The 25,311-nt window shown below is 69.7% G+C and carries 27 protein-coding genes; 8 read left to right on the forward strand and 19 right to left on the reverse strand.

The features are described from left to right. Positions 1-14: 14 nt before the first annotated feature. Genes STSP_RS13560 through STSP_RS13570 form a run of 3 tightly spaced genes read right to left on the reverse strand, consistent with a single transcriptional unit; the run spans position 15 to position 3,885 of the window. Positions 15-551 carry a hypothetical protein gene (locus STSP_RS13560; RefSeq protein ID WP_067276674.1) on the reverse strand — a complete coding sequence of 179 codons (537 nt, stop codon included), beginning with the start codon at positions 549-551 and terminating at the stop codon, positions 15-17. Next, positions 548-1,270, reverse strand: a complete 723-nt coding sequence (locus STSP_RS13565) for an Imm52 family immunity protein (protein ID WP_067276676.1) — start codon at positions 1,268-1,270, stop codon at positions 548-550. The genes STSP_RS13560 and STSP_RS13565 overlap by 4 nt, the downstream gene beginning before the upstream one ends. A 47-nt stretch (positions 1,271-1,317) precedes the next feature. Further along, positions 1,318-3,885 carry a Tox-REase-5 domain-containing protein gene (locus STSP_RS13570; RefSeq protein ID WP_067276678.1) on the reverse strand — a complete coding sequence of 856 codons (2,568 nt, stop codon included), beginning with the start codon at positions 3,883-3,885 and terminating at the stop codon, positions 1,318-1,320. Between the two features lie 811 nt (positions 3,886-4,696). Between STSP_RS13570 and STSP_RS13580 the strand changes: the two genes are divergently transcribed. Then, positions 4,697-5,470 (forward strand): class I SAM-dependent methyltransferase, encoded by a 774-nt coding sequence (locus STSP_RS13580; RefSeq protein WP_067276683.1) that lies wholly within the window; start codon positions 4,697-4,699, stop codon positions 5,468-5,470. 41 nt (positions 5,471-5,511) lie between these two features. Here the strand turns inward: STSP_RS13580 and STSP_RS13585 are convergent, their stop codons facing one another. Further along, positions 5,512-6,021 (reverse strand): sensor histidine kinase, encoded by a 510-nt coding sequence (locus STSP_RS13585; RefSeq protein WP_067276686.1) that lies wholly within the window; start codon positions 6,019-6,021, stop codon positions 5,512-5,514. A 289-nt stretch (positions 6,022-6,310) separates the two neighbouring features. On the opposite strand from STSP_RS13585, the gene STSP_RS13590 reads away from it, so the two are divergent. Together STSP_RS13590 and STSP_RS13595 are read left to right on the forward strand one after the other, a co-directional pair. Continuing rightward, entirely contained in the window at positions 6,311-7,162 is an 852-nt protein-coding gene (locus STSP_RS13590) for a helix-turn-helix domain-containing protein (RefSeq protein ID WP_067276688.1), read from the forward strand. Between the two features lie 8 nt (positions 7,163-7,170). Then, positions 7,171-7,362, forward strand: a complete 192-nt coding sequence (locus tag STSP_RS13595; protein ID WP_067276690.1) for a hypothetical protein — start codon at positions 7,171-7,173, stop codon at positions 7,360-7,362. Positions 7,363-7,437: 75 nt separating this feature from the next. On the opposite strand, the gene STSP_RS13600 is transcribed toward STSP_RS13595, so the two are convergent. The 14 genes from STSP_RS13600 to STSP_RS13665 form a co-directional block, all read right to left on the reverse strand. Beyond that, positions 7,438-8,070, reverse strand: coding sequence for an OmpA family protein (locus tag STSP_RS13600; protein ID WP_067276693.1), 633 nt, complete (start codon positions 8,068-8,070; stop codon positions 7,438-7,440). Beyond that, positions 8,070-8,663 (reverse strand): hypothetical protein, encoded by a 594-nt coding sequence (locus STSP_RS13605; RefSeq protein WP_067276696.1) that lies wholly within the window; start codon positions 8,661-8,663, stop codon positions 8,070-8,072. The genes STSP_RS13600 and STSP_RS13605 overlap by 1 nt, the downstream gene beginning before the upstream one ends. 29 nt (positions 8,664-8,692) lie before the next feature. Next, positions 8,693-9,343 carry a pilus assembly protein TadG-related protein gene (locus STSP_RS13610; RefSeq protein ID WP_067276698.1) on the reverse strand — a complete coding sequence of 217 codons (651 nt, stop codon included), beginning with the start codon at positions 9,341-9,343 and terminating at the stop codon, positions 8,693-8,695. After that, the gene (locus STSP_RS13615) at positions 9,343-9,576 is read right to left on the reverse strand and encodes a hypothetical protein (protein WP_067276701.1); all 234 of its coding nucleotides are present in this window, start codon (positions 9,574-9,576) and stop codon (positions 9,343-9,345) included. The genes STSP_RS13610 and STSP_RS13615 overlap by 1 nt, the downstream gene beginning before the upstream one ends. A 293-nt stretch (positions 9,577-9,869) precedes the next feature. Beyond that, positions 9,870-11,027, reverse strand: a complete 1,158-nt coding sequence (locus STSP_RS13620; RefSeq protein WP_067276703.1) for a response regulator transcription factor — start codon at positions 11,025-11,027, stop codon at positions 9,870-9,872. A 61-nt stretch (positions 11,028-11,088) separates the two neighbouring features. Next, positions 11,089-12,435: a sensor histidine kinase gene (locus tag STSP_RS13625; RefSeq protein ID WP_408646286.1), complete on the reverse strand. Its 1,347-nt coding sequence runs from the start codon at positions 12,433-12,435 to the stop codon at positions 11,089-11,091. 21 nt (positions 12,436-12,456) lie between these two features. Further along, complete coding sequence (locus tag STSP_RS13630) at positions 12,457-13,344, reverse strand: DUF5936 domain-containing protein (RefSeq protein ID WP_067276706.1); 888 nt, start codon at positions 13,342-13,344, stop codon at positions 12,457-12,459. A gap of 82 nt (positions 13,345-13,426) precedes the next feature. Next, positions 13,427-14,365, reverse strand: coding sequence for a type II secretion system F family protein (locus STSP_RS13635; protein WP_067276709.1), 939 nt, complete (start codon positions 14,363-14,365; stop codon positions 13,427-13,429). Between the two features lie 91 nt (positions 14,366-14,456). Beyond that, positions 14,457-15,797, reverse strand: coding sequence for a CpaF family protein (locus STSP_RS13640; RefSeq protein ID WP_067276711.1), 1,341 nt, complete (start codon positions 15,795-15,797; stop codon positions 14,457-14,459). A gap of 45 nt (positions 15,798-15,842) precedes the next feature. Beyond that, the gene (locus STSP_RS13645) at positions 15,843-16,244 is read right to left on the reverse strand and encodes a TadE/TadG family type IV pilus assembly protein (RefSeq protein ID WP_067276714.1); all 402 of its coding nucleotides are present in this window, start codon (positions 16,242-16,244) and stop codon (positions 15,843-15,845) included. 3 nt (positions 16,245-16,247) lie between these two features. Next, complete coding sequence (locus tag STSP_RS13650) at positions 16,248-16,574, reverse strand: hypothetical protein (RefSeq protein ID WP_067276717.1); 327 nt, start codon at positions 16,572-16,574, stop codon at positions 16,248-16,250. A 131-nt stretch (positions 16,575-16,705) separates the two neighbouring features. Continuing rightward, the gene (locus STSP_RS13655; protein WP_067276719.1) at positions 16,706-17,992 is read right to left on the reverse strand and encodes an AAA family ATPase; all 1,287 of its coding nucleotides are present in this window, start codon (positions 17,990-17,992) and stop codon (positions 16,706-16,708) included. Between the two features lie 33 nt (positions 17,993-18,025). Next, positions 18,026-18,730 carry a Flp pilus assembly protein CpaB gene (gene cpaB, locus STSP_RS13660; RefSeq protein ID WP_067276721.1) on the reverse strand — a complete coding sequence of 235 codons (705 nt, stop codon included), beginning with the start codon at positions 18,728-18,730 and terminating at the stop codon, positions 18,026-18,028. A gap of 114 nt (positions 18,731-18,844) precedes the next feature. Then, a complete protein-coding gene (locus tag STSP_RS13665; RefSeq protein ID WP_067276724.1) occupies positions 18,845-19,726 on the reverse strand; it encodes a hypothetical protein in 882 nt (293 codons plus the stop codon). A gap of 416 nt (positions 19,727-20,142) precedes the next feature. On the opposite strand from STSP_RS13665, the gene STSP_RS13670 reads away from it, so the two are divergent. Genes STSP_RS13670 through STSP_RS13685 form a run of 4 tightly spaced genes read left to right on the forward strand, consistent with a single transcriptional unit; the run spans position 20,143 to position 23,191 of the window. Continuing rightward, a complete protein-coding gene (locus tag STSP_RS13670) occupies positions 20,143-21,603 on the forward strand; it encodes a hypothetical protein (RefSeq protein ID WP_232789624.1) in 1,461 nt (486 codons plus the stop codon). Between the two features lie 41 nt (positions 21,604-21,644). Next, complete coding sequence (locus STSP_RS13675; RefSeq protein ID WP_232789625.1) at positions 21,645-22,274, forward strand: hypothetical protein; 630 nt, start codon at positions 21,645-21,647, stop codon at positions 22,272-22,274. 2 nt (positions 22,275-22,276) lie between these two features. Then, positions 22,277-22,708, forward strand: a complete 432-nt coding sequence (locus STSP_RS13680; RefSeq protein ID WP_067276728.1) for a DUF3592 domain-containing protein — start codon at positions 22,277-22,279, stop codon at positions 22,706-22,708. A gap of 30 nt (positions 22,709-22,738) precedes the next feature. Continuing rightward, complete coding sequence (locus STSP_RS13685; protein ID WP_067276731.1) at positions 22,739-23,191, forward strand: hypothetical protein; 453 nt, start codon at positions 22,739-22,741, stop codon at positions 23,189-23,191. 262 nt (positions 23,192-23,453) lie between these two features. Here the strand turns inward: STSP_RS13685 and STSP_RS13690 are convergent, their stop codons facing one another. After that, positions 23,454-24,413: an asparaginase gene (locus STSP_RS13690; protein ID WP_067276732.1), complete on the reverse strand. Its 960-nt coding sequence runs from the start codon at positions 24,411-24,413 to the stop codon at positions 23,454-23,456. 225 nt (positions 24,414-24,638) lie between these two features. Here STSP_RS13690 and STSP_RS13695 point away from each other — a divergent pair, with 225 nt between their 5' ends. Next, a complete protein-coding gene (locus STSP_RS13695; RefSeq protein WP_067276735.1) occupies positions 24,639-25,304 on the forward strand; it encodes a GntR family transcriptional regulator in 666 nt (221 codons plus the stop codon). The last annotated feature ends 7 nt before the right edge of the window (positions 25,305-25,311 follow it).

Consider the following 25,311-nt stretch of genomic DNA (forward strand, 5'->3'; position numbering starts at 1 on the left):
TAGGCACGCGCCGTTTACAGCTCCCCCTCCAGTTCGACGATCGGCCGGTCGCTGGCGACGGCCACCATGACGAGTGGTGCGTCGCCGTCGCTGTGGCCGACCGAGACCCCGACCCACCGGTCGGCGTCACCCTCGCCCCCGGCCGGGACGGGACCCCACACCGTCAGATCCCCGTAGGCGTCGTGGTCGCACAGCGCCTGGAACAGTGGCGGCATGGGCTGGTCTGCCTGCTTCCGGAACAGCGGCACATGCATGGCCACCCTCCGGTGCGCGGCCCAGCGTCGGTCCAGCTCGCGTACGAGGTCGGCCAGATGTCCCTCGGCAGTCTCCACCGCTTCGTTCCACTCGGGTTCGTAGAGCCCTGTGAGGCTTCCGCTCTCCCAGAGGGGGAGGATCACGAAGCCTTCGCCCCTGGTCACGGTCCATTCGTAGGTGTCCGGCTCCTCCTCGCCGACCGTCGGCCCGGTCGCCGGTACGGGCTCCGTCAGCAGCGCCTCGACTTCGGACACGGCCCGTCCGAGGTCGAACGCCTCCCCGGCCCGGGCACTCACAACGCGGCCCGGTTCATCGGGCGGGGCAGCGGCTCCAGTGCTCCGGCGTCCCGCAGCCGCACGTTCGCCTGGACCACGTCGTCGACGTCGCCGCGTGTCGCGATCTCGAGGAGTACTCCCCCCGCGCGTACCTCCTTGCGAGCGGCGGCCATGCCGTCGGGCAGCAGCGCTGCCCGCCCAGGGGAGAGGTAGCCGACCCAGCCGACGGACGGCTCGTCGGGGCCGAAGTCGGCGTCGTCCTCCAGGCCGTCGAGCACATCGTCGTCGGTGACGCCACCGAAGTCCGGCTCCCACACCTCCGCGACCATGGTGAGCAGTTCGGCGTCGGGGACGTCAGCGTCGTCCGGCGACTTGACGCCGATCACGACTGCCTGAAGCAGGGACTCCGAAGTGCCGCCGGCCCGACCGCTGACCTCGATCTCCCAGCCCGGCTCGCCCGCGGTGACGAGCCGCAGGCCGGTGCCCGTACGGTCTGTCCATCCGTCGGCCTCCTGGACGGCGCGCAGGGCGCCGAGGAGAGACGCCTCGTCCGACCGCAGATCGGTGGCGGGTCCGGACGCGTGGATGTGCCGCCACGTGCGCACCTCGCTCGCCCCAGCCCCGGAAGCGGCCGCCGGAAGCAGGTCGGCGAGCCGGTCCAGGGTCTGCTTCCACCGTCCGGCCAGCGCCTCCGCCGACTCCTTCCGGGGCCCCCAGAAGCCCCGCACCACACGCCGCATGTTCTGCCTCCGTCGCCGCTCATCCGACCTGTCCGGCAGCTGCCACCCTAGTCAAACGCCTCGGGCTTCCTCGGGTAGTCGGCCGGCTTCTGCTTGGTGTAGACGACCTTGATCGGCAGGCCCTCTTCTCGAAACGCCTTCCGGGCGGCCTTGGCCACATCCGGGTTGGAGAAGTGCCATTCGATGGCACGGCCGCCGGCCGCGTCCACCTGCCGCTGTGCCTCAGCGACGAACTTCTCCTTGCCGGACTTCGTCAGCGTGCCCTTCTCGGATTGGGAGAGGTAGCTGTCGTAGCCGTTCTTGGCTTCCAGGAACGTCTGCCTGCTGGAGTCCCATCCGTCGTACTCGACGTCCGGCACGCCCTCGTCGGGGTGTGGGACGACGTATTCCTTGCCCCGTACGGTGCCGGTGACCTGCTCCTGGTAGCGGAGCCAGGACTCGTTCGGCCAGTCGGGCTTGGGGTTGCGGTCGCGGCCGGCCCAGTAACCGTCGCCGTTGTCGGCGGAGCCGAGGGGCGGGTCGTTGAGGCTCTTGGTCCACTCCGACCGGTCGTAGTTGCGCGGGTCGGAGGTGTCGCCGTGCTCGGGCTCCGGGTACTGCTTCTTGTTCTTCTCCGCCTCGGCCGCGCGAGCCGGCTCCTCGGCCCGCTTCTTCGCCAGATAGGCATCCCGTTCCTGCTGGCGGGCCTCCTCCGCCTGCTTCTTGGCCTCCTCGTCGCAGCTCGCCTCGGCGAGGACGACGTACGGAGAGGGCGATCCGCCTGCGGCGATGACCGTCGTTCCGGTGCCGGATGAGCCGGTGAGGCCGGGGCCTCCGCCGCCGTACGGAACGGTGAGACGGGGGGCGGAGATGGTGCAGCCGGACTCACGGGCATTCTTCTCGGCCTCGTCCGCCGCCTCGTCGGCCTCCTTCGCGGCCTTGCGCGCGCCCTCCACATCGCCCGCCTCAGCGGCCTTGCGTGCCTTCTCCGCCGCTTCGGCAGCGTCGTCGGCGAGCTTGCCCAGCTTGCCGAGTTTGGCCACCTTGCCAAGCTTCTGGACGAGCTTGACCTCGCCGTATCCGGGGATGGCGAGGGAGCCGATGTTCCAGATGACGGCGCTGACGGCGCGGGTCTCCTCGCCGTTGTCCCACTGGTCGCGGACCTCGTCGCCCACGAACATGTCGTCCAGGACCGTGATCCCGGTGTCCACCGACGCCCCGCCCCAGTCGGTCAGCGCGTCGAGGTAGTCACCCCTCTCCCACTTCTCGCCCGCATCCTTGGAGCCCTCCGACCACTGGTCGCCCAGCGAACTGCCGTAGTCCTTCAGGCCGTTCCAGGTGTCGACCGGGTGCATGACCGTTTCGAAGATGCCGGTGACCTCGCCCCAGAGGCCGTCGACGAACAGGCCCTGGCCGACCTGCTTGATCTCTTCGCCCGCGCAGCTGAAGAAGGCACCGAAGCCGGAGAAACAGCCCTCGTCGTCGCCTCCGTCGTCACCGCCCTGGTCACCGCCGTCGTCGCCGGAGCCGTCGTCGGTGGCCGTGTTCTGGTCGTACTGGGCTTCCTCGCTGGTGGTGTCGCCGGAGTCGCCGTCGGTGCCCTGCGAGGCGGATCCGTTCCCTCCGTCCTCGCCGCCGGTCTGGCCGGCGGTCTGGCCGGCGGTCTGGCCGCCGGTCTGGCCGCCGGTCTGGCCGCCGGTCTGGCCGCCCGAGCCTGAGCCGCCGGATCGGCTGTCACCAGTACCGCCGTTCCCGGTGCCACCGTTTCCTGTGCCACCGTCAGCCGTTCCGCCGTCCTCGGCGCCCTGGCCGCCGTTGTCCTGGCCGCCCTGGTCCTGGCCGGCGTCCGTGCCGCCGTCCGCACCCGCGTCGGTTCCCCCATCGGCCCCCGCGTCCGTACCGCCGTCGGTTCCGCCGTCGGCTCCCCCGTCACCGCCCGTCTCGTCCGTGCCGTCCCCGGCCTGCACTGTGCCCTCGTCGCCACCGTTCCCGGCGGGGCAGTTCGTGCCCACGACCTCGCACACCGCCGCACGGAACCCGTCGGACACCCGACCGCCGACCCCGCTGAGCAGCAGCGCCACGATGATCGCGGCGACCAGCGAGATGAGCCCGACGTACTCGAGCGTCGACTGGCCCTCGCCGTTCCTCCACTTGATCATCCGGGCGAGCGAGAACGGACGGCGCTCCGCCCGGTCCCGATCGGGCAGCCGGAACCACTCCCGGCTCTCCGGACGAGTCAGGAACACGACAATCAAGATGGGCAAGAAGAGCTGCGTGAAGCCGCGCCCGGAGCCGTCGCCGAGATTGCCGATCGCGGCGACGATCAGCCACGCCTGCAGGGCGAGCAGACCTCGCCACACCCACACCCCGCCCGTCCACGACCGGCGGGCCAGCACCCAGCCGATCACGCCCGGCGCCGCCGCGAACACCAACTGACCGAGCAGCCAGCCGTCGACGGCGTCCAGCGATGCGCCGGTCAGCAGCAGACCGAGCCCGCCCACCACCGTGAACGCGAACAGCGTGTGGACGAGGACCAGTGCGACCAGCAGCGGTTTGGGCAGCTCCTGGCGACTTCCGCTCCCCGGCGACGACCATCCGCCGCCCCCGAACGCCGGAACGCCCCCGAACGCAGACATGCCACTCCTCAACTCGCCGGTCAGGAGGATCAGTTCAGGGGCAGGGCACCCAAGGATGCGGCTGAGGGGTTGTGCACTGCGAAGGGCCGACCGCTCCCGAACGCATCATGCGCGACCGAGCTCCGTCGTGGTCAGGACGGTGACCCACGCATGCTCCCCCAGATCCCCCTCGTCGATCCGAGCTCCGAACGTAACGTTCCGTCGCCTCATGCCGCATGGGCCCACGGGCCCAAATCAGGGGCCCAGTCGCCCTATTCGGCACCCGGGTTGAGATGCCATGCGCCCGACGCCGCGCCACCGAGGCCGGGTCGGCGGCCTCGCTCAGCACGAAGAGCAGGACGCGCGCCGCCACAACGGTGCGACCTAGCGAGGCGGCGTCTCCGCACCGAAGGCAATTGTGTTCTCCGCCTCAGGGATCCGACCGCCGAGGCCACATTCTCGCAGGTCAGAGATCCTCAGCCACAAGCCGCCCTGAGACTTCGACAGCACTTACCCCCTGTGTTCGCCGCCGCCCTGGTGGTTGTCCACAGGAGGTGGGGTCCGTGTCCATGGGGAGTGCGAGCGTGGGGGCATGCGGGGATTGCGGGATATCGCTCTGGGCGGGCTGCTGTTGACATCGTGGGCCGTGGACGCGGGGTGGTCGCGTGCCTCTGTCTTTCGGCGCTTGAAGGAGGAGGGGTGGAGCTCGCTCGGCGGGAGCGTTTGGGCGGAGCCGGGGGTCCGGCCGGACTTTCCGATACGGCTGCGGGCGGTACAGCTCGCCGCACACTGAAACCTGCCCAGCGGATCATGTGACTACTAGGCTGTGCCGATGGAACGCGTAACCGACGTGACCGAGAGCTTCGCCCAGTCCGCAGATCGGGACCAGGTGAACGATTACGACAGTTTCGCCGAGGCGTACTCGGCGGAGAACGAGAACAACCTCGTGAACGCGTACTACGAGCGGCCCGCGATGTTGACCCTCGCCGGAGACGTGGCCGGCCGTCGGATCCTGGACGCCGGTTGCGGCTCGGGCCCCCTGTCCGCTGCACTCCGCGACCGCGGTGCGATCGTCACCGGCATCGACGCCAGCGCCGGGATGCTGACGTTGGCAAGGCGGCGGCTCGGTGACGACGTAGCCCTGCACCTGGTCGACCTGAGCGACCGCCTGCCATTCGACGACGGTGCGTTCGACGACGTGGTCGCGTCGCTGGTGCTGCACTACCTGGAGGACTGGGGGCCGACGCTGGCCGAGTTGCGGCGAGTGCTCAGGCCCGGCGGCCGGCTGATCGCGTCGGTGGACCACCCTTTCGTGGCCTACACGCACCGGGATCCTCGACCCGACTACTTTGCGACCACGGCCTATACCTTCGACTGGATGCTCGGCGGGCAGTCCACCCCGATGCGGCTCTGGCGCAAGCCGTTGCACGCGATGATCGATGCCTTCACCACCGCCGGGTTCCGCATTGCCGTCATCGGCGAGCCGCAGCCCGACCCGGCCGCCCGTGAACTGTTCCCCGACGGCTTCCATGACCTTTCGACCAAACCCTGCTTCCTGTTCTTCGTCGTCGAGGTACCGCCTTCGGCTACCGGCTCGGACGACTAAGCGGTTTCGGCGAAGTTCGCTGCGGTTTGCGCCCCTCTACGTCACCTACGGCGCCGCAGATGCGATCCCGCGTAAGCGCGGGCGCCCTCCCTCGGCAGTACCGCCCACATCCGCGTACCGCCCGTCGGTTCCCGTGCCTCCCCGGAGCCCCAGTCGCCGCCGCACGCCCGGACCACGCAGGCCAGCAGCCGCAGGTCCGCCCTGCGCCGCGCCTCGCATGCCGCCGCCAGGCGCGGGTGCGTATGGCGAGGGTGCCCGTCGTAGACGATCACCCTCAGCGCGCCCTCCCGGTAGCGCAGCGATACGTACACCTCCGCGGTGGGCGTGAACCGGCAGGCGCAGGCCGCTAGTTCGCCCACCACCTGCACCGCCGCGTCCGTCACGTCCTGCAGGCCGTGGGCCTGCAGCATCGTGCGCGCCGCGGCCCTCGCGACCGCCGGGCTCGCGGGCGCGGCGGGGAGGGTGAGGCTGTACGCCAGCGTTTCCGGGGTCGGCGGTGTTGTGGGTTCTACGGGGGTCGGGCTCGGGCAGGACGAGATGGTTACGGACACGGCGACTCCCTCTGGGGTGCGGTGATCGTTGAGCGGTGGTGTCTTCACGTCTGCGCGCGACCGGTGGCCTGTCTCCCTGGCGCGGGGCTGCCCCTCCCAGGGCAGGAGGTTGCGGGCAGGCTCGCGCGATGCGCTTCCGGTTGCGGAATGCGTAAGCGTCGCGTTACTCACTGTAGAGCACCGCGGAGTACATGTACTACCGATTCGCCGAAGTCGGCTTCGGTCGCGGTGGACCGGCCATGGAGTACGGAGGCAGACTGAGCCCGTCGCCGGTCGGACAGGAGGGCTGATGGCGCCGAGAAGTACCCCAACTGAGCGTCAACGGCGCCTCGGTACGGAGTTGCGCAAGATGCGCATGGCCGCCGGGATGACCACGGAGTACGCAGCCGGGCTGCTGGGCGTTCCACGCACGAACGTGCCCAACATGGAGTCCGGCCGCTCCGGCATCAGTCCCGAGCGCGTACGCACGCTGGCGAGCAACTACGGCTGTGTGGACCAGGCGCTCGTCGACGCTCTGGCCGCCATGGCCGCCGAGCGGGACAAGGGCTGGTGGGAGCGGTATCGGGGCCAACTCCCCGTCAGCTTCCTGGACATCGCCGAGATGGAGTGGCACGCCAGGCGTCTGAGGATCGCTGTGACCGTGCACCTGCCGGGCCTGCTCCAGACCGAGGATCACGCGCGCGCGGTGTTCGAGGCCGTGATCCCGCCTCTGCCGTCAGCCGACGTCGACGTACGGGTGGCGCATCGCATGGACCGGCAGCAGGTACTCGACCGACCTGAGCCACCGGTCCTCGACGTCATCGTCCACGAGGCCGCCCTGCGCATGGAGTTCGGCGGTGCGGCCGTGGCCCGGCGGCAGTTGGAGCATCTGCTGCGCATGTCGGAGCGCGAGGCCGTGGCCGTTCGGGTCATCCCGTTCAAGGCGGGCGGCTTCCCGGGGGCGGGCCAGTCGGTCGTGTACGTCGACGCGGTCGTACCCCAACTGGACACCGTCGAGCTCGACAGCACGCACGGCCCCGAGTTCATCGACTCGGAGATGCAGCTGCGCAAGTACCGGGCCCAGCTCGACGCGGCGGAGTCCGTGGCGCTGTCCCCGGACGCCTCACGCACATTCATCCGCGCTCTCGCCGACGACCTCTAGGAGAACCCGTGCCCGACATCAGCTGGGAAGCGCCCTTCTGCGGGGAAGGCGCCAACTGCTTCCGCATAGGCACCGACGGCGACGGCAACGCCTACATCGCCGTCGCCGGTCACGAGGACCACTACGTCACCGACACCCGGGAAGCCCTCCGTACTCTCATCCGGGACATCAAGGCGGGGAAGGCCGACCACCTGCTGTAGGGCGTCGCCCGCTACGCATGGCACGAGGCCGGTCCCGCGTCGTGGCGCGGGACCGGCCTCGGCTGTGGGGGGTGGTCAGCTTTCGGGGCGGGGGAAGGACACCTCGACCCGTCGGTTCTTCTTGCGGCCGTCCTCGGTCGAGTTGTCCGCGATCGGGTACCGCTCGCCGTATCCGCGGACCTCGAACGTGATGTCCATGCCGTCGAGTTCCTTGGCCAGCACGTTGTGTACGGCCTCGGCGCGCTGCTTCGACAGGACGTCACCGTGGGCCGAGGAGCCCAGGTTGTCGGTGAAGCCGAAGACCCGGACCGTCGTGGCCTTCTGCTTCTTAATCTCGTCGGCGATGGCCGAGATCCGCGACGTCGCCTGGCTGCTCAGCTTCGCGCTGTCCTTGCCGAACAGCACCTCGGACTGAAGCGCGAACTTCACATCCGAGTTGGTGTCCTCTCGGCGCTCCTCGCCGTCCAGGTCCTCGACCACCGACTTGATGTCGAGCACCTTGGGCGCGGCGAGCGTCGCGCCGTCGGGCAGCTTCAGGTCGGGGTCGTTGCCGTCGACCTCGACGGGGGCCGCTGCCGAAGCGGACGGGTACGGGTCGTCGTCGGCCAAGGCGTTCGGCGCGGCGAAGAGGCCGAACGCCAGCGCCCCGGCGACGACCGCGACCGCCGTCCGCACGCCGGCCCTCTGGGTGCAGGTGGCGGCGCTCATCAGGAGATCTCAATCGTCGCGTTGGGGAAGCCCGGGAACTGCAGGTCGACCGAGGTGGTCGACTCGGGCGGGGCCGGGAACTGGGCGAAGAAGGTCATGCCTTCGCCGGCATCGATGCTGGGGTCATAGCCCGTCGTCGTAAGCGGCCGGTTATCGGTGTCGCGAAGCACGTAATAACGCTTCTTCTCCTTGGAGTCCACCAACGTCATTCCCGCTAGCGAGTTGCCAGCGGCCGCCACGTCCTTCTCCAGCCCGTTCCATTGAACCGGGATGGTGTACGTGTCCTGGCTGGTGTTCTTGAACTCACCACTCACAGTGACGAATCCGCCGCTGTCGCGCTTGGCCTCGTGGATGACCATGTCGATGCCCTTGTCGCCCTTGAGCGTCGCGATGGTCTTGCTGGTGTCGGGCACGGTGTTTCCGCTGCCGCTGTTGCCGCTCTTGCCCGTGTCCTGGCTGGCGCTCGACGTGGACGTCGCCTTCGTGCCCCCGTCGTCGCCCCCGCCGCACGCCGTCGCCGTGAAGGCGAGAGCCGCGGCGACAAGAGTGGACGCTGCGGCCCGACGAAGGCGCCTCGCGTGCCGAATACTCATGAGTGGTGTTCCTTTGCGCTCGTTCGTGGTCAGTTGTCGGCCAGTCGGACGGTGAAAAGGTCCGCCATGTCCGGAAGGAGGTCCAGATTCTTCGGGTCGATGGGCCAGTCCTTGCCGTCGCAGACGATCTTCCCCGGCGAAGGCTTCGTGCCATTGCCATTGCCATTGCCATTACCGGGCGGGTCGGCGTCCTCGTTCGGCTGGAACTGGCACCGCGGCTCGACCACGGCTGTGGCCGTCGCCTTCGCGTGCTTGTTCTCCGTGCCGGGGAGGATGGTGTCGCCCATCGACTTCTTGGAGACGAGGTTGACGGTGAATCCCCAGCGCCCATCGTTGAGCTGGGCGCAGGTCACCTTGTCCGGGTCCAGTTCCGCGTCGTTCAGCTCGGCGAAACGGGCTGCGGCCTGGCAGCCGTTGTACGTGCCGATCTGGTTGCCGTTGAGGATGTCCTGGAGGTAGCCGCCGTCGAGGATGTTCTGCAGAAAGCCGTTCCGCAGCTGGTCCCTGGACTCCTGTGCCGCCGCCAGGGCGGCGGCGTCGGCCGCTGACTGAGTGCCGTTGCGCGCCGCGTCGGCTTTGCCGAACGCGAAGAACAAGAACGCGAGAAAGAGCAGACCGACCACCGCTGTGATGTACAGCGGTGCGGCCTGCCCTTTTTCGCAGCGAGCCGTCCCAGGCATCAGCCGTTCAGGACCTCGTTGACCTTCTCGCGGAACTTGTTGGCGATCGTGGCGCCCATGTTCGTCTGGAGCAGGGCCACGATGATCGCCACCACGAGGATCGTGATGCCCACGTACTCCAGCGCGCCCTGACCCTTGTCGCTGCGGCGCTTGATGGCCTCGACAGTCGTGTTCTTCCAGTTGTTCAGGTAGACCTGGGAAGCAGTGGCGGCCTTCAGCGTGACGTCCTTCATGGTGTTCCCCTCCATGCCCGGCCGGCCGCTCACCGGCCGACGCAATCGCGTAAGTCTTCGTGTCGTCCGCGCTTCCGGCTTCCTCCTGGCCGGACTCGCTGGCGACACCAAGAACGTACGGCCGGGGGCACCCCTGGAGCATGGGCCCGCGGGCCCAACCCCGGGCCCAAAAGCCGGCTTGGGCTTCCGGGCCCACGTACTCGTGGAGACCCATGCGGAGACCCACGTGGGGACCCATGTGGAGACCCGCGTGGGGACCCACGAAGCCACCGAGGTCATCGCCCCGCATGCGCTCACACATGGCGCGACCCCCCGCCCCGGGCCGTGCCCAGCCAGATCGCGATGGCTTCGCTGCGGCTGCCCGCGTGCAGCTTCGTGAAGATGCGGTTGATGTGGTTCTTGACGGTCTTCTCGCTGATGAAGCAGGTGGCGGCGATCTGCTGATTCGACATGCCCGACGCGATCAGGTCCATCACCTCCACCTCCCGCTGACTCAGTCCTGACGGCACGCCACGCGCCTCCTGGGCACCCGGGGCCGAGGGGGGCGGCGCCGCGGCCGACGGAGAAGACTGTGACACATTCGCTTGCGAAAGCGAAGAGTTCTGAGGCAAGTTTTGCGCGCCCGTAATCGGCTCAACACTTGGTGGTTGCTGGCTTCTTGGCCAGGCTTCTGGCATTTGCGCTGCCGTATCGTGTGCGGGTGCAGATGGTTGAGCGTAGGGCTGCGCGGAGGGTGGGGCATAGGGCTGAGGCTGAGGCTGAGGCTGGGCCTGCGGGGCGGGCTGGTAGCCAGGCCCGCCCGTGAAGGCCGTTCCGAGACCTTCCGGCAGCGGGGGCGGGGCCTCCCCCGGGGCTCCCGGCGCCCCCGGCCCACCGCGTACGGCCGCGAGCAGCGCGCTGGACGCCGTGTGGGAGAAGGGCGCGCGGCCCGCCTTGATGTCCCGTACGGCTGCGACGAGCTGGTCGGCGGTGAACTCGCCGTGGACGAGGTAGCCGCCGGCGCCGAGGCGGAGCGCCTCGTGGACGATCTCCGCCTCGCGGCTGTACGTCATCATCAGCACCGGTGCCAGCCGCACCAGGTGCGGGAGTGCGGAGATGCCGTCGACGCCCGGCATGCGGACGTCGAGGAGGATGACGTCGGGGCGGTGGCGCTGGGCCTCCTCGTAGGCCTGGCGGCCGTCGGCGGCCTCGGCGATGACCTGGATGTCGTCGCGGCCGGAGAGCAGGACGGTCAGTCCGGCCCGTACGACGGGGTTGTCGTCGGCCACGACGACGCGCAGCGGTTCGGCTCGGGGCGGGCCGGGAAAGGCGGGGAATCCTTCAGACGCCGCGGCCGACGGGGGAACGGGGACGTGAGTCGGGGTGTGCTCGGACCGTGCGACCGAGTTCCCTGAGGTGTGCTGGGACGCGTGGTGTGACAGGTGGTGCCCGGTCTGGGGTTCGTCCGGCATCGTGCGGCCTCCTCTCCGGAGGTGGGGGGACGGTTGGGGAGCGGATCAGTCGGTGCGGTGATCAGGTTGTTGCGGCTGGAGCGGTTCCTGCGGTCAAGGCAGTGGGGAGCGGCTGCCGCGGGAGGACGGCGGCCAGGGGGAGTTCCACGCGGACCTCGGTGCCGACGGGTGCGTGGCCCTTGCCGATGCGGATGCGGGCGCCGATCGAGGCTGCCCGCTCGACCATGCCGACGAGCCCGAAGTGGCCCGCGCGTCTGAGTTCGTCGAGCGTTGTGCCGGGCGGCAGGCCCCTGCCGTCGTCGTAGACGCTGAGGCGGACCTGGTTGCCGACGATGCCCGCGGAGACCTCGACGCGGGTCGGCTGGGCGTGGCGGTGGGCGTTCTCCATCGCCTCGGAGGCGATGGTGAGCAGCTGCCGCCCCACGGCGTTCGGCATGGACGGCAGGGGCATGCCGCCGAGCCGCTGGTAGGTGGCCGGGAGGCCGGTGCGGCGGCCGAAGTCGTCGGTTCGCGCAGCCAGTTCGGTGGCGATGTCCACGCCTGCGTCGAAGCCGGCCTCGCGGCGCAGGTCCGACAGGAGCTCGCGGGACTCGGACGCGGCGCGGCGGGCCGAGCGGGCGACGAGCTCGGCCTGGTGCTTGACCGTGAGCGGGTCCATGCGGTCGGCCGATGCGGCGAGGCCATCGGCGGCGAGCGCGAGTCCGTGCAGGGTCTTGGCGACCGAGTCGTGCATCTCGCGGGCGAGGCGGGCTCGTTCGCCCTCCACCGCCTCGCTGACGGCGAGCCGGGCCCGGGTCTCCGTCAACGCCTGGGACGCGGCGCCGAAGCGGAGCAGCAGGCCCCGGAGCGTACTGCCGACCGCGCCCGCGATGAAGCAGAAACCGGCCAGCAGTAGTGCGGAGGCGCCTGCTTCGACCTGCGCGTTCACGCCGTACGCGGTGGCGAGGAGCAGCACCTGGAGTGCGGCGAAGACGCCGGCGCCGCGCCAGCTGTAGACGAGGCCGGCGAGCAGCGGGGTGCAGATCGTGACGAACGCCAGGGTCGAGTTCGGCGAGGCGGTGAACAGCAGCAGCGCGCCGAAGAGCATGTCGAGGGCGAGCAGCGAGGGGTGCCGCAGCAGGACGGGGCCGAACCGCTCCCAGTCCCTCAGCAGCACGTAGCTGACCATCACCGTGACCAGTACGGCCGCGCCGACCAGCCAGTTGGACAGCTCGGAGTGGGTCGCGGAGAGCGCGAACGGGGCGGCGAGCGCCGTCATCGCCAGCCGGAACGCGAACAGCTGACGGCACAGTGCCTGCAGCGCGTTGACCTGGAGCGGCAGCGCGGGCACATGGCCGGGGGCCGTCTCGGGGCCGCCCGGGACGGAGCCCCCGGTCAGCGCCGGGGCCGCGGTGAACTGCTGGAACACGGCACTCGCCTCCTTCCTCTGTCAGCTGCCGAGCAGATCGTTGAAGTCGACGCCGGACGCGTAGTAGAAGCCGACGCCGATCAGGATCATCGTGGCGGGGAGCATGACGCTCGTGACGATCAGCGTGGCCTTCGGCACGGCCTTGGACGCCTTGCGGCGGGCGTTCTGGGCGTCGGTGCGGCGCATGTCGTTGGCGATCTGGATGAGCGTGTCGACGATCGGGGCGCCGAGTTCCTCGCCCTGCTGGAGCGCCGACACGAACATCGAGACCTGCTCGGAATCGTTGCGCTTGCGCAGCTGGTCGAAGGCCTCGCGGCGGCTGACGCCCATGTCCATCTGGCGCAGCGTGATGCGCAGTTCGTCGGCCCAGGGCCCCTGGTACTTCTCCGAGACGCGCTCCAGGGCCTGGCGGAAGCCGAGGCCCGCGGAGACGACGACGGCGAGGACGTCGAGGAAGTCGGGCAGGGTGCGCTCGATGTCGTCCTTCCTGCGGCCGATCGCGGAGCGGATCAGGACCTCGGTCCAGAAGAAGCCGTAGAGGGCGAAGAGGACGGCCAGGAACACCTGGCCGTTCATGAGCATCACCAGTGCGGTGATGGAGCCGAGGCCGGTGTAGACGGCGCGGCGGGCGGCGTAGCGGTCGATGGTCATGCCGCCGGGGTTGCCCGCCATGTCGAGCCTGCGGCGCATCTGGTCGACGCGCTTGGGGCCCATCATGTTGAGGACCCGGGGCGCGTACCGCATGCCGATCCGGTCGATGGCGGACCCCGCGGCGGTGGTCCGCGTGGCGCCGACCTCGAGTGCCACGGCGAGGTCGTCGGGGAGTCTGGCGTCGGCCCGGTAGAGGCGTATGCCCTTGAACGCGCCGAAGACGGAGAGTCCCATGACGAGGGCGAGCAGCAGGTCCATCGCGTGGCCTCCTTTCCTGGTTCCTGGGTTCTGCTGGGGGTTTCCCGGGCCTTCCCGGGTTCGCCTGGGTGCTGGGTCTCCGTCAGATACGGACGCGGGTCATGCGGTTGATGAGGAAGAAGCCGAGCCCGTACAGGCCGGCCGAGACGACCACGGCCACCTTGCCGACGAAGGAGCCCGTCATGTCGTCGAGGGCGCCCGCCCGCATGCTGTTGATGATCAGCAGGAAGCCGAGGCCGAGGACGGGGACCGCCACGGCGGTGACCTTGACCTGGGACAGCAGCGTGGTGACCTCGCGCCGGGTCTCCTTGCGCTCCTCCAGCGTCTCGGTGAGGTTGCGCAGGCTGGAGACGATGGTGCCACCCGCCCTGTTGGAGAGGATCAGCGTGGTGACGAGGACGGTGAGCTCGCGGGACGGGAGCCTTTCGGCCAGCTCGTTCATCGCGTCGTCGAGGGAGTGGCCGACGGCCAGCTGGTCCGCGACCCGCCGCAGCTCCTCGCCCGCCGGGTCGTCCAGCTCCTCGGCGGCCATGCCGATCGCCGTACGCAGGGCGAGGCCCGCCTGGGTCGCGTTGGCGAGGATGCGGGTCAGCTCGGGAAGCTGGGCGATGAACGCCTCGGTGCGCTTGTTGCGCTGCCAGTTGAGGAAGGCGTTGGCGCCCCAGAGCCCGATGATCGCGGCGATGATGCCGAAGAACGGTGCGAAGAGGGACCCGGCGATGAAGTACAGGGCGATCAGCGCGGCGACGACGTACACGAAGTACTCGCCCGGCGTGATGTCGAGGCCGGTCGTCGCGATCTTGCGCTCGATGCGCCGGCCGAGCCCGGTGCCGCGCAGCCGCCGGTCGATGTTCCGGAAGCGGCGCCGCCGGCCGGTGACGATGGGCATCTGGCCGGTCGCGGTGAGCCGGTCGACGAGGGCCTGCCGCTGGGCCTTGCCCGCCGCGTAGGTGTGCACGCCGATGACGGCGAGCACGCAGGTCAGCAGCGTGGCTCCGATCGTCAGGAGTGAGAGATCCATGGGGACTGGCTTTCTCCGGAGCGGGGGTTCGGGGAGGGGTTCGGAGACTCGGGGAGGTCGGGGGCGTTGGGCGCCTACACAGGCGTACGCGTCACAGCGGCGCTGAGCGCCTGAGGAGCTGCGTCTCCTCGTCCGCGACGCCGAAGACGGGCGAGACGGACTCGTTCCTCATGTAGAGCCGGTCGGCGATCCGGCGCGGCAGCGGGTAGTACTCGAACTTGCCGTGGATGCGGCCGTCGCCGGACATGGGCTGGGCGTGGAAGCGGCACACCGTCGACATGCGGTACTCCTCGCGGCCGTGGGAGTCGACGATGGCGATCTCGGTGATCCGGCGGGCGCCGTCGGCGAACCGCGTCAGCTGCACGATCACCTCGACGGCGCTGTTGATCTGGTCCTTGATCGCCACGAAGGGGATCTCGACCTCGGACATCGAGGCCAGGGTCTGCAGACGCATCAGCGCGTCCTCGGCGCTGTTGGCGTGGACGGTGGCGAGCGAGCCGTCGTGACCGGTCGACATCGCCTGGAGCATGTCGAGGGTCTCGCCGCCGCGGACCTCGCCGACGATGATGCGATCGGGGCGCATACGCAGCGAGTTGCGGACGAGGTCGCGGATGGTGATGCGGCCTTTGCCCTCGACGTTCGGGGGCCGGGACTCCAGCGTGATGACGTGGCTCTGCTGGAGCTGGAGCTCGGCGGAGTCCTCGATGGTGATGATGCGCTCGCCGTCGGGGATCAGGCCCGACAGGGCGTTGAGGAGCGTCGTCTTTCCCGTGCCGGTGGCGCCCGAGACGATGATGTTGAACTTGGCCCGCACCAGGCTCGTGAGCAGCATCATCATGTGCTCGTCGAGCGAGCCGAGGTTGATCATCTCCTGGAGTGTGAAGGCGCGGGGGAAGCGCCGGATGGTGAGGATCGGGCCCGAGAGCGACAGCGGCGGGATGATGACGTTGACGCGCTCGCCGGACGGCAGGCGCGCGTCGACCATCGGGTTCGCCTCGTCCACGCGGCGGTTGACGGTGGAGACGATGCGTTCGATGGTCTGCATCAGCTGCTCCGGCGAGCTGAACCGCATCGGGAGCTGCTCCAGGCGGCCGCCGCGCTCGACGAAGACCTGGTCGGGGCCGTTGACCATGATCTCGCTGATGGACGCGTCCTCGAGGAGCGGCTCCAGGATGCCCAGGCCCAGCGCCTCGTCGACGACCCGCCGGATCAGCGCGGACCGCTCGTGCGTGGAGAGGACGGGTCCCTCGCGCGAGATGATGTGGCCGAGCACCCGCTCGAGGCGGATACGGCGGTCGGCCAGCGCGAGCGCCGACATCTCCGCGAGGTCGATCTCCTCCAGGAGCTTGGCACGGTAGACGCCGACGAGGTGGTTCTCCTCGTTGTGGCCGCTCTGCGGCTCGGGGTTGCTGATGCGGGCCTTCAGGCTCATGGACGTGACTCCTCGTGGGGGGACGAACGGGTGCCGTTCCGGTCGCTAGTCGCGGGGCATGGTGACCGAACGCTTCGCCTCGCCGAATCCGACTCCCGGGATGACGGAGGGGACGTCGACCCTGGCCGTGACCTTCACCTCGTCGAAGGCGCCCGCAGGATCGAGCTCCACCTGGACGTCCAGCCAGTCGCTGACCGCCTCGCGACCCGCGGTGCGGTAGTCGACGGCCGTGTTGTCGTGGGACGCGACGCGGGCGGCGGCCCGGGCCGCGGTGCCGGCCTGCTGGGCGGCGTAGACGGCGAGCCCCAGCTGGACGGCGAGGAGGCCCACGATCAGCAGGATGGGCAGCAGACCGACGTACTCGATGGCGACCTGGCCCCGTTCCCGGAGGCGTACTGCGCGGAAGCGTTCGCCACTACGCCGGAAGCGGACCGTTCGGCTCACCATGACTCAGCTCTCCTTCGCAGCGGCGGACGTGCCAGGAACGGTGAGGGGCATGTCGACGAAGCCGGGGAACAGCAGCGGCACCTTCAGGTCGGCGTGGGCCTTGACGAGGTCGCCGTCCACCTGGCAGCCGATGTCGGCGCCGTCGCGCCACGCCGCCGGGAGGTCCTGCTCGCCTGCCTCCCGGCACGCCTGGTCGCGGCCCGCCCAGGGATTGGCCTGGGCTCCCGCGTGCACCGCCCTGTCGGCGGCGTTGCCCGCGAGCACGAAGGTGTAGCCGACCAGCACCGCCTGCCAGAGCACGATGACGGTGGCCAGGATGACCGGCGTCATGGCCGTGAACTCCAGCGCTAGCTGGCCCCGGTCGTCGCGTGCCCCGCGCGGGCAGCGGCCCGCCGTCGTCCTGTTCGTCCTGAGTAAGCGCCGGTGTATGCCTGTAACCCTCATGGCCCCTCTCGCCCCCCTCAGCTGTCTCTCGTCGTCTGCGGGTCTGCGCCGCCGCCCTTGCCGCGGCGGCGCAGACCAAACGAACCTCGGTCGTCGCCCCGGAGCCTGCCGCTCTTGCCCTGTGCGCCCGCGGGCGCCTTGACCAGGCCGAGCTCGCCGGCCAGGGCCCACAGCGCCTGCTTCACCGTCGACTTGGCGTCCAGATCCTGCATACGGCCCGCGTCCACGACGGACTGGAGCTCCTTGAAGTTCGCCGGCACGGCGACCGGGGCGACGTTCGTGCCGGTGATCTTCTGGACCAGCGGCGGCTGGATCTCGGTGTTGCGTATGTGGCGGTTGATGACGGTGACGGTCTCCTCGGCCTTGCGGATCTGCAGCCGCTTCCACATCCGCACGATCCGCTTGGCCGCCCGCACGGCGACCACGTCGGGCGTGGTGACGAGGAGCGCCGTGTCCGCCATCTCGATGGCCGCCGCGTTGGCCCCGTTCATCTGGGTGCCGCAGTCGATGACCACGACCTCGTACCGCGAGCGCAGGGCGCTCACGATCTGGCGTACGGAGCGGTCGGCGACCTCCTCGCCCCGCTCGCCCTCACCGGGTGCGAGCAGGATCGCCATGCCGCTGGCGTGGTTGAACACGGCGTCCTGCAGCACGCGCGGCGAGATGTCCTGGACAGACGCGAGGTCGACGATGGAGCGGCGGAACTGCACGTCCAGGTACGAGGCGATGTCGCCGGCCTGCAGGTCCATGTCGACGAGCGCCACGGTGCTGCCCGAGGCCCGTGCGGCCAGGGCGAGCTGGACGGCGACGACGGTCGTGCCGACGCCGCCCTTGGCACCGGAGACGGTGACCACGGTGCCGCCCGGGCCGGCGGGGATGTCGGAGCCGCTGCTGAGATGGCGGCGGACGCCCACCGACCACTGGGCAGCCGTCTGCACGCGGCCGGCGAGCTCCTCGTAGCTCAGCGGCAGCGCGACGATGCCGCGTGCGCCGGAGTCCATGGCCGCGGTGAAAAGCCCCGGGCTCGCGTCGGCGGTGATGAGGATGACCCCGACCGCCGGGAAGCGCAGGGCGATCTCCCGGATCAGCTCGAGCGCCGGGACCGGCCCGATCCGTTCGTGGACCAGGACGACCTCCGGCACCTCGTCCAGCGACTCCGACGCGAGCCGGGCCAGCGTGTCGAGGAGCGACGTGGAGTCGCCGACGGGCGCCGCCGGTTCGGCGTCGGGCAGCTGGCTGAGCAGTGTGGTGACCGACCGTGCCGCGTCGAAGTCACCCACCGCCGGGAGGATCCTCGTACTCATCCGAACCTCACTGGTCCTGTGCTCATCCGAACCTCACTGGTCCTCGTCGAGGGAGTACGAGCGATCTCCCGGGGGGATGGTCGTGTCGCTGCCGGGCGCGACGAGGGCGAGCCGCACGTGCTCGGCGAAGGACTCGGCGTAGGCGACGCGCTGCGCGTCCTTGGTGTCGAGGGCGAAGGTGATCGGGACGGCCTCCGTGGGCGCGTTCTGGTCGTCGTTCTTCGGCTCGAGCGCGGTGAGCCGTCCGACGTCGAGGACGCGCGCGTTCGGCACGATGATCCGCGAGATGGGCTTCTCGCGGTCGGTCTCGCCGCCGAAGGTCGCGTAGATGTTCACCGTGGAGCCGGGGGTGATCTTGCCCGCGACGCCGGTCGCGGCGTCGATCATGATGGCGATCTCCTGCTCACCAGGCCTGAGCGCGGGCTGCTTGACGATCATGTCGCTCTGCAGCAGCGAGCCCTTGCGCAGCGTGGTGACGGCGATCTTCCCACTGATCTCGGAGAGGTCGGTGACCGCGGTCTCCGGCAGCCAGCGCTTCGGCATCTTCACCTTCTCGAAGGCGCCGCTGCTCAGCCTGGTGTACGGCGGGATGTCCGACTTCAGTTCGTACGCGGTGACTTCGGGGCCCACCTTCGAATTCACATCGCTGATCACCGACAGCACGCCGACGAAGGCGGCGAAGGCGCACAGGACCGAGATGAGCAGAAGTATGACGCCGCGACGCTGACGGGAATTCATGAGCGGATGAACCTCGTTCGAGATCTGGGCCGTTGACGGTCGTGCATCTCACACGGCTCGTATGGGGGGACGGGGACGGGAACGGGGGGACGGTTCGGGTGGGGTCGTGCACGGCTATGACGTGCCGGGTGCCTGCGCCCCGTGGGTAGGGACACCAGGGGCCTGCGTTTGGTTCTCAGGCGGATTGAGCGGCGCGGTGCAAAAGCAGCAGCGGTCGCCGATCAGTTCCATGCCGCACCAGGTGCAGCGCTCGCGCCGGACGGACGCGACCAGTTGGTAGAGCGTGTAGAGGTCGGGGAAGTACGTGGCGAACTCGATCAGCTTGGATGTGCCCCACCAACGGGCCGAGTCTGCGGGCATCCCCACCTCCTGCACGCCCTGCACCTGCCAGGACGGGGCCAGGGTCCCGGTGACCCAGTCGGACTGGAGCTGGCCCCGGGCGACGGCGAGGTGCGTGGCGTAGTTGGGTCCGGCGAGCCGGGCGTCGGGGCCGAGCCGGACCAGCTGGGGCTGCGGGGCCGCGACGACGCCGAACTGGGAGCCGGGCAACCAGGACTTGGCATGCGTCTTGAGGTCGACGGGGACGTGGTCGAGCTTGGCGACCGAGTTCAGCAGGGCGCCGGCGTGGATGTAGTAGGGCAGCAGCCGGGACGCCGCGGCCACGACCCCGGCGCTAAAGTCGCAGACGGAGAGCTGCCGGAGCTGCCGGACCAGGACCGCCACGCCCAGCGGCGGCAGTTCGGACCTGATGACCGCGATGCGGTCGCTCTCGAGGATCGACCGTACGGTGTGCAGCCGCCGCTCGTATGCCACGTCCAGCGTCGCCGGGTGGACGATCACCGCGTACCCGAACTGCTCGAGCAGCATGTGCATGTCGCCGAGTGCCGCATCCAGCGGCTGCTCGTGCGGCGGGCGCAGGAGGGCCGCCGTGGGCGTCTGCTGATCCGTGGCCGGTAGCACCAGGTCGGCACTGGTGACTGCTATCGCGGTCGGCACGTCGGGTTCCCCGTTCCCCGTTGTTCTCCTCGATCACCGGTTAGCCCGGTGGTCGTTGGCGTTCACTGCTCCGTCCAGCTGCCTCAGCACTTTATCCATGACGTACCACCCAGAAAACGGTTGTTCTTCACTGTGTGGGGGTTCGTTCCGCCCAATCCCGTTTGCGTTCAACGGCCTTGGGCCTGTCCTTGGGCTGGCCTTGGGCTGGCCTTGGGTCTCAGCGTGGGCCTGGGCTTGGGCCTCGGCTTGGGCCTGCGGGCCCATGTGGGCGGGTGCGCCCCGCGGTTAGCCTCCGAGCGCCACAGTGGACTGGTGTGAGGGGTGCAGAGGTGGTCCTGGGGGACGGCAAAGCGCCGAGATGCAGAGGGAACGACCGGGGTGCCGGTGCACTCGAGTACGTCGGTGCCGTCATCGTGATGGTGGCGATCGTCGGCGCGCTGCTCGCGACCGAGGTGGGAAAGCAGATCGCCGGGAGCTTCGCCCAGCACGTGTGCCGTGCGCTGGGCGGCGGCGACTGCGGATCGACCGGTCCGAACGCCGGCAAGCCCCTCACCGACGCCGACTTCGAGCCCGCCCTCTGCCAGATCTCCTCGATCACCGACAAGGCCGGCTCCAAGGCCAAGGTGCTGTTCGTGGAGTTCGGCAAGGAGTACGGCTTCCAGGAGCAGCGGTTCAAGGCCAACACCGACGTCAACAAGGACGGCAAGGTCGACGACAAGGACGAGCTGGTGTACATGACGTTCACCGACGCCGCGTCCGTCGCCGCGAAGAAGGACTGGAAGCCGGGGGCGAAGGTCGGGAAGTTCGGCTCGGACAAGGTCGAGCTCGGCGCGGGCATCAAGGTGACCAACGGGGACACCTGGGTGTTCGAGAGCGAAGAAGAGGCCAAGCAGTTCCGGGACGACATCGAGAAACTGCAGATGTACGAGATGCGGCGCCAGTCCCCCGGCGGCGCCGAGGCCAGCGTCGGCGACAGCATCCTCTACCTCTTCGGGACCGGGCCCCTCAAGGACGAGGAGGAGACCCGCGAGCGGGTCGAGAAGGGCCTGGGCGGCGACCGGCAGATCTCCTACGGCAAGGTCGGGCTCGAGCTCTCGGCGGCGGGCGGCATGAAGCTGTCGGCGGCCGACGAGAAGAAGCTCAGCGCCACGCTCGGCGGCAACTTCAAGTTCTCGCCGGATGTCACGTGGACGGACAACAAGTACAAGAACACCAAGTCGTACACGTACTCCGCGGCCATCGAGTACGGCACCAAGGTCGGGTACGAGGCCGGGCCGCTCAGCGGTGAGTACTCCGCGTCGACCACGCAGACCGGCACCATCACGGTCACGCACGACAAGGCGACCGGCAAGCTGATCCGCATCGACATGACGCGCACCGTCGAGAAGGGCGGCACCAAGGACGGCGCGAAGGTCGGCGGCGACAACGGCAAGAGCGGCGACGACAAGCGGGGCGGCAGCGGAAGCGCCAAGGGCACCGACAACCAGACCGGCATCGAGGTCGTCACCAACTCGGTCAGCTTCGACCCGGGCCCCGAGGGCGACGCCGACCGGGCTGTCGCGGAGAAGTGGCTCGACGGCTACGGCGACAACGCGGCCCCCTTCACGTACATGTTCGACGACCACGCGCCGACGTCGCGGCCGGGCGCCGACGACCCGTTCGGGCAGCTGCTCTTCGACAAGGGCAAGTCCAGCAAGACGGTGTACACGGGCCAGACGGAGGCGGCGGAGTACGGCTTCGAGCTGAACCTCGGGCTGAGCCTCGGCTTCTCGGTGAGCACCGAGAAGAAGGAGGAGATGCTCAACGACGCGCAGTTCCTCGGGGCCCCGCGGAACGGACACCGGTCGTACGTTCCCTACAGCTACTGTGCGCAGTGATCAGGGACCAGGGACCACGGCAGGCCAGGGAGCGATCGCATATGAACAGCAGGAATGCCGGTAACGGCCGCAACGGCCGCAAGGACGCACACAGCCGCGGGAGGGGCCGGGCCTTCGCCGGGCTCGTCACCGGGGTGTGCGCTGCCGCCCTGCTCCTCACCGGGTGCGGCGGGGGCGACCAGGAGGCGGGCTCGGTGCCCAGCGGCTGGGGCACGCTGAAGACGAAGGGCGTGGACGTCTCGTACCCCAAGGGCTCCGGCGGATACGTGGAGCAGAGCGCCGCCGAGCGCAGCAAGCACAACGCGGCCGCGGCTGTCCGCACCGAGGACGGCACGATCGTCTCCACGATCACCGTGCAGCTGGACTTCACCAACGCCGACTCGGCCGAGGAGGCGGCCATCGCCGCCGAGGCCGGTGTGCAGCTGGGCTCGACCCTCAAGGGCCAGAAGGACGTGAAGCTGGCCGGGACGGACGACGCCAAGCGGGTGGACTTCGAGTTCAGCTCGACCGGTGAACAGGACACGCCGCCGAAGGGCACCCGTATCCACGGCGTGATCCTCACCGGGCTCGACTCGCAGAAGAAGACCTTCGCGGTCCGCATCGACGCGCAGAAGGGCGCGCTGGACGACGCCGACCTGAACAAGATCATCGACTCGGTCCAGGTGCACTGACCATGGAGATTCCCGGTTCCGGGTACGTCGTCGTCGGGGCCCTCGTGGTCTTCTTCGGCTGGCTGACGGTGAAGTACGCCCGCCGTCTGGTGACGGTCGCGCGGATGATGCGCAGCGGCACGCGGACCACGGGGACGTGCGTCCGCGTCGAGACCGAGCCGTACAACCGCTCCGACGCGACGCGGCACTTCTTCGCCTTCCGGACGGCCGACGGCCGCGACGTCGAGTTCGAGGACCTCGCGGGCTGGTCCCTGAAGGAGGGCACCGAGGTCACGGTCGCCTACGACCCGCGCGATCCCGGGCGGACGGCGACCATAGCCGGCCGCGGCAGCTGGCCACCCGTCCTGCAGTCTCTCGCGCTGGTCGCCGGGTGCGGCATGGCCACGCTCGGCTTCACCGCCGTCTTCGTCTACCAGGTGATAGGAGGCAACTGACATGCCCTGCCCGCACTCCGGAGGCACGTGATGTCGTACTACCGCGCGTCCGCGTCCACGTCCCGCAGCGGCCGGAAGGGAAACGTCCTCGCGTTCACGCGCGCGTGGGCCGCGGGCATCGTCGTGCTCGCCGTCTCCGAGTACGTGCAGATGTCCCTGGTCTACGACACGTTCGTCGGGCCGCGCGGCCCCCGCTCCTTCGGCGGCGCCGTGCTCCTCGTCCACCTGCCGAACCTGGTGTGCCTGGCGCTGGCCACCTGGGCCGCGGCCCGCGCACACGCCGAGCCCCACCGCGACCACCTGCTGCGCCACGCGACCGCCGCGTTCGCCGTCCCGGCGGCCGCGCAGCTCCTGACCCTCGCCCTCCAGTGGAACCGCCCCGGCTTCGGTGCCCTCGACCTGGGCATGTCGAGCGCGGTGCTGCTGGCGGGCTGCGCGGTGGGGTGGGCGGCGGAACGGTGGCAGGTGCAGCGGGACAGCTGAGCGGAGCGTCATCCTCACTCGCGTGACGGCTCACCGACGGGCTGCGACCCACCACTCGGGATCGCCACGACCGGCCGCTCAGGCGGCGCGGCCCTCGAAGCGGAACTACACCGCCCAGGTGGACAGCTCGCACAGGAATTTCGCAGTAGGCCCCGGCCGCCCTGGGGTGTGGGCAGACGGGGCCGGGGCCGCTCGGGCAACGGCGCGTGAACCGAGCGGAGCTCACGGGCGGCGCGGGTAGGGCGTGAGCCAAGGTCGGTGGCTACTCGCGCAGGATCCGTGCGGCGCGCACCACGCCGACCGGCTTGCCATGCCCGAGGACGGGGGCGGTGGCCAGTTCCGTGAGGGCTTCCTCGGTGTCCGTGGCGACGCCGAGTCGCCGTAGTGCGGCGATCATGACGACGGAGCGGGCGCGGGTCGAGCCGTCGGCGATTTTCAGGGCGACGGAGGAGCCGTCGGGGAGTGCCAGCGCGTAGACGCCTTCCGCGCCGTCCTTGGCGACCGATCCGGGAAGTGCGCCCATGAGCCGGGTCACGTCCCGGCCAGTTCCGCCGACGTATTCGGCATGCGCGTTCATCGCGTAGGCGACCTGCCGTTCCAGCGATCCGGGCCGGCTGGTCGCCAGCTTGGCGAACGCGCGTGCCAGGCCCTGGTAGCCGATGGCGAACAGCGGCGCTCCGCAGCCGTCGACGCCGGTCGCGGCGACCTTTTCGCCGGCCAGGTCCTCGATCGTCTCGCGCAGTGCGCGCTGCAGCGGGTGGTGCGGGTCCAGGTAGGTAGCCGTGTCCCAGTCGTTGGCGACGCAGGTGGCGAGCATCGCGGCGTGCTTGCCCGAGCAGTTCATGGTCAGCGGGGTCGGGACGCCGCCTTCGGCCAGGTAGGTGCGCAGCGCGGCCTCGCCTATGGGCAGTGCGGCGGTGCACTGCAGTGCCTCGGTGTCGAGGCCGGCGTCCTTGAGGATCCTGCGTACGCCGTCGAGGTGGAAGGCTTCGCCGGAGTGGCTTGCACAGGCCAGGGCCAGCAGTTCGCCGTCGAGGTCGAGCCCGGCGCGCAACATGCCGAGTGCCTGCAGGGGTTTGTTGGACGACCGGGGATACATCGGGCGGTCCGCCTCACCGATGCTGAGCACGGTCTGCCCCTCCGGCCCGGCCGCGTAGACCGTTCCGTGGTGCACAGATTCGAGGAAGTCTCCTCGCCAGACCTCTGCCACCACCGCGTGCATAGCGCGCTCCCTACCTCTTCGGCCGAACCGGCCGGGCGACTTCAACTGTTAACAGTTATCACTTTGAAGGCGTGCGCGTCGATGCCGCGCGGAGTATTGACAGACCCCGACCAGCCCCTGTCCACTGTCATCTGTCAACACTTTGCCGCTGCAGTCGCGGGCCCCGGACACACCCGTGGCCTCGCGATTCGCCAGCGGTCAGCTTTGAACGGACGGGAGGCACACATGCCTGACACCCTTCAGCGCGGCCTTGCCGTCCAGATGGTCGAGACGCTTCGCGAACGCCTCCTCAGCGGCCAGATCGCCTCCGGTACCCGGATCAACGAGGTCGAGCTCGCCCGCGAGCTGAACATCAGCAGGGGGCCCCTGCGCGAGGCGATCCGGCAACTCGTCAGTGAGGGCCTCCTGGTGCACCGCCCCAACAAGGGCGCTGTCGTGTTCGAGGCCGAGCCGGACGAGGTGGAGGCGCTCTTCGAGTTGCGCTCAGCGCTCGAGACCGCCGCCGCGCGCCTGGCCGCCGTACGACGCGACCGCAAGGACATCACCGCGCTGCGCCGCGCCTGCGAACGGTCGAGGAAACTCCTCGCCGCGGGCCGCCAGTTCGTCCACCACACCGACCTCGACTTCCATCGCGCGCTGCTCGACGCGGCCCGCAGCCCCCGCATCACCGAGCAGGTGTGGCGGGTGCACCAGCAGATCATCGTGGTGCGCAGCCGGCAGGACGTACCCGGGTCGCACACCGACGCCTCGCTGGCCGACCACGAGGAACTCGCGGAGGCCATCGCCGAGGGGCAGGCCGACCGTGCCGCCGAGCTGATGGAAGGCCATCTCGACCGTGTACGGCTGCAGATGATCGCGAGCATGAAGGGCAGCGGCGCCTCCCGCGACTGACGATCCA

Origin of the sequence: Streptomyces jeddahensis (genome assembly GCF_001642995.1) — a bacterium.
GTDB classification, from domain to species: domain Bacteria; phylum Actinomycetota; class Actinomycetes; order Streptomycetales; family Streptomycetaceae; genus Streptomyces; species Streptomyces jeddahensis.

Excerpts from the sequence above, each read along its gene's own strand:
- STSP_RS13600 (WP_067276693.1), bottom strand. The coding sequence starts at position 8,070 with ATGAGCGCCGCCACCTGCACCCAGAGGGCCGGCGTGCGGACGGCGGTC.
- STSP_RS13605 (WP_067276696.1), bottom strand. The coding sequence starts at position 8,663 with ATGAGTATTCGGCACGCGAGGCGCCTTCGTCGGGCCGCAGCGTCCACT.
- STSP_RS13645 (WP_067276714.1), bottom strand. The coding sequence starts at position 16,244 with ATGGTGAGCCGAACGGTCCGCTTCCGGCGTAGTGGCGAACGCTTCCGC.
- STSP_RS13640 (WP_067276711.1), bottom strand. The coding sequence starts at position 15,797 with ATGAGCCTGAAGGCCCGCATCAGCAACCCCGAGCCGCAGAGCGGCCAC.
- STSP_RS13650 (WP_067276717.1), bottom strand. The coding sequence starts at position 16,574 with ATGACGCCGGTCATCCTGGCCACCGTCATCGTGCTCTGGCAGGCGGTG.
- STSP_RS13690 (WP_067276732.1), bottom strand. The coding sequence starts at position 24,413 with ATGCACGCGGTGGTGGCAGAGGTCTGGCGAGGAGACTTCCTCGAATCT.
- STSP_RS13675 (WP_232789625.1), top strand. The coding sequence starts at position 21,645 with ATGAACAGCAGGAATGCCGGTAACGGCCGCAACGGCCGCAAGGACGCA.
- STSP_RS13670 (WP_232789624.1), top strand. The coding sequence starts at position 20,143 with ATGGTGGCGATCGTCGGCGCGCTGCTCGCGACCGAGGTGGGAAAGCAG.
- STSP_RS13580 (WP_067276683.1), top strand. The coding sequence starts at position 4,697 with ATGGAACGCGTAACCGACGTGACCGAGAGCTTCGCCCAGTCCGCAGAT.
- STSP_RS13630 (WP_067276706.1), bottom strand. The coding sequence starts at position 13,344 with ATGGACCTGCTGCTCGCCCTCGTCATGGGACTCTCCGTCTTCGGCGCG.
- STSP_RS13655 (WP_067276719.1), bottom strand. The coding sequence starts at position 17,992 with ATGAGTACGAGGATCCTCCCGGCGGTGGGTGACTTCGACGCGGCACGG.
- STSP_RS13620 (WP_067276703.1), bottom strand. The coding sequence starts at position 11,027 with ATGCCGGACGAACCCCAGACCGGGCACCACCTGTCACACCACGCGTCC.
- STSP_RS13680 (WP_067276728.1), top strand. The coding sequence starts at position 22,277 with ATGGAGATTCCCGGTTCCGGGTACGTCGTCGTCGGGGCCCTCGTGGTC.
- STSP_RS13695 (WP_067276735.1), top strand. The coding sequence starts at position 24,639 with ATGCCTGACACCCTTCAGCGCGGCCTTGCCGTCCAGATGGTCGAGACG.
- STSP_RS13685 (WP_067276731.1), top strand. The coding sequence starts at position 22,739 with ATGTCGTACTACCGCGCGTCCGCGTCCACGTCCCGCAGCGGCCGGAAG.
- STSP_RS13565 (WP_067276676.1), bottom strand. The coding sequence starts at position 1,270 with ATGCGGCGTGTGGTGCGGGGCTTCTGGGGGCCCCGGAAGGAGTCGGCG.
- STSP_RS13610 (WP_067276698.1), bottom strand. The coding sequence starts at position 9,343 with ATGCCTGGGACGGCTCGCTGCGAAAAAGGGCAGGCCGCACCGCTGTAC.
- cpaB (WP_067276721.1), bottom strand. The coding sequence starts at position 18,730 with ATGAATTCCCGTCAGCGTCGCGGCGTCATACTTCTGCTCATCTCGGTC.
- STSP_RS13590 (WP_067276688.1), top strand. The coding sequence starts at position 6,311 with ATGGCGCCGAGAAGTACCCCAACTGAGCGTCAACGGCGCCTCGGTACG.
- STSP_RS13615 (WP_067276701.1), bottom strand. The coding sequence starts at position 9,576 with ATGAAGGACGTCACGCTGAAGGCCGCCACTGCTTCCCAGGTCTACCTG.
- STSP_RS13570 (WP_067276678.1), bottom strand. The coding sequence starts at position 3,885 with ATGTCTGCGTTCGGGGGCGTTCCGGCGTTCGGGGGCGGCGGATGGTCG.
- STSP_RS13635 (WP_067276709.1), bottom strand. The coding sequence starts at position 14,365 with ATGGATCTCTCACTCCTGACGATCGGAGCCACGCTGCTGACCTGCGTG.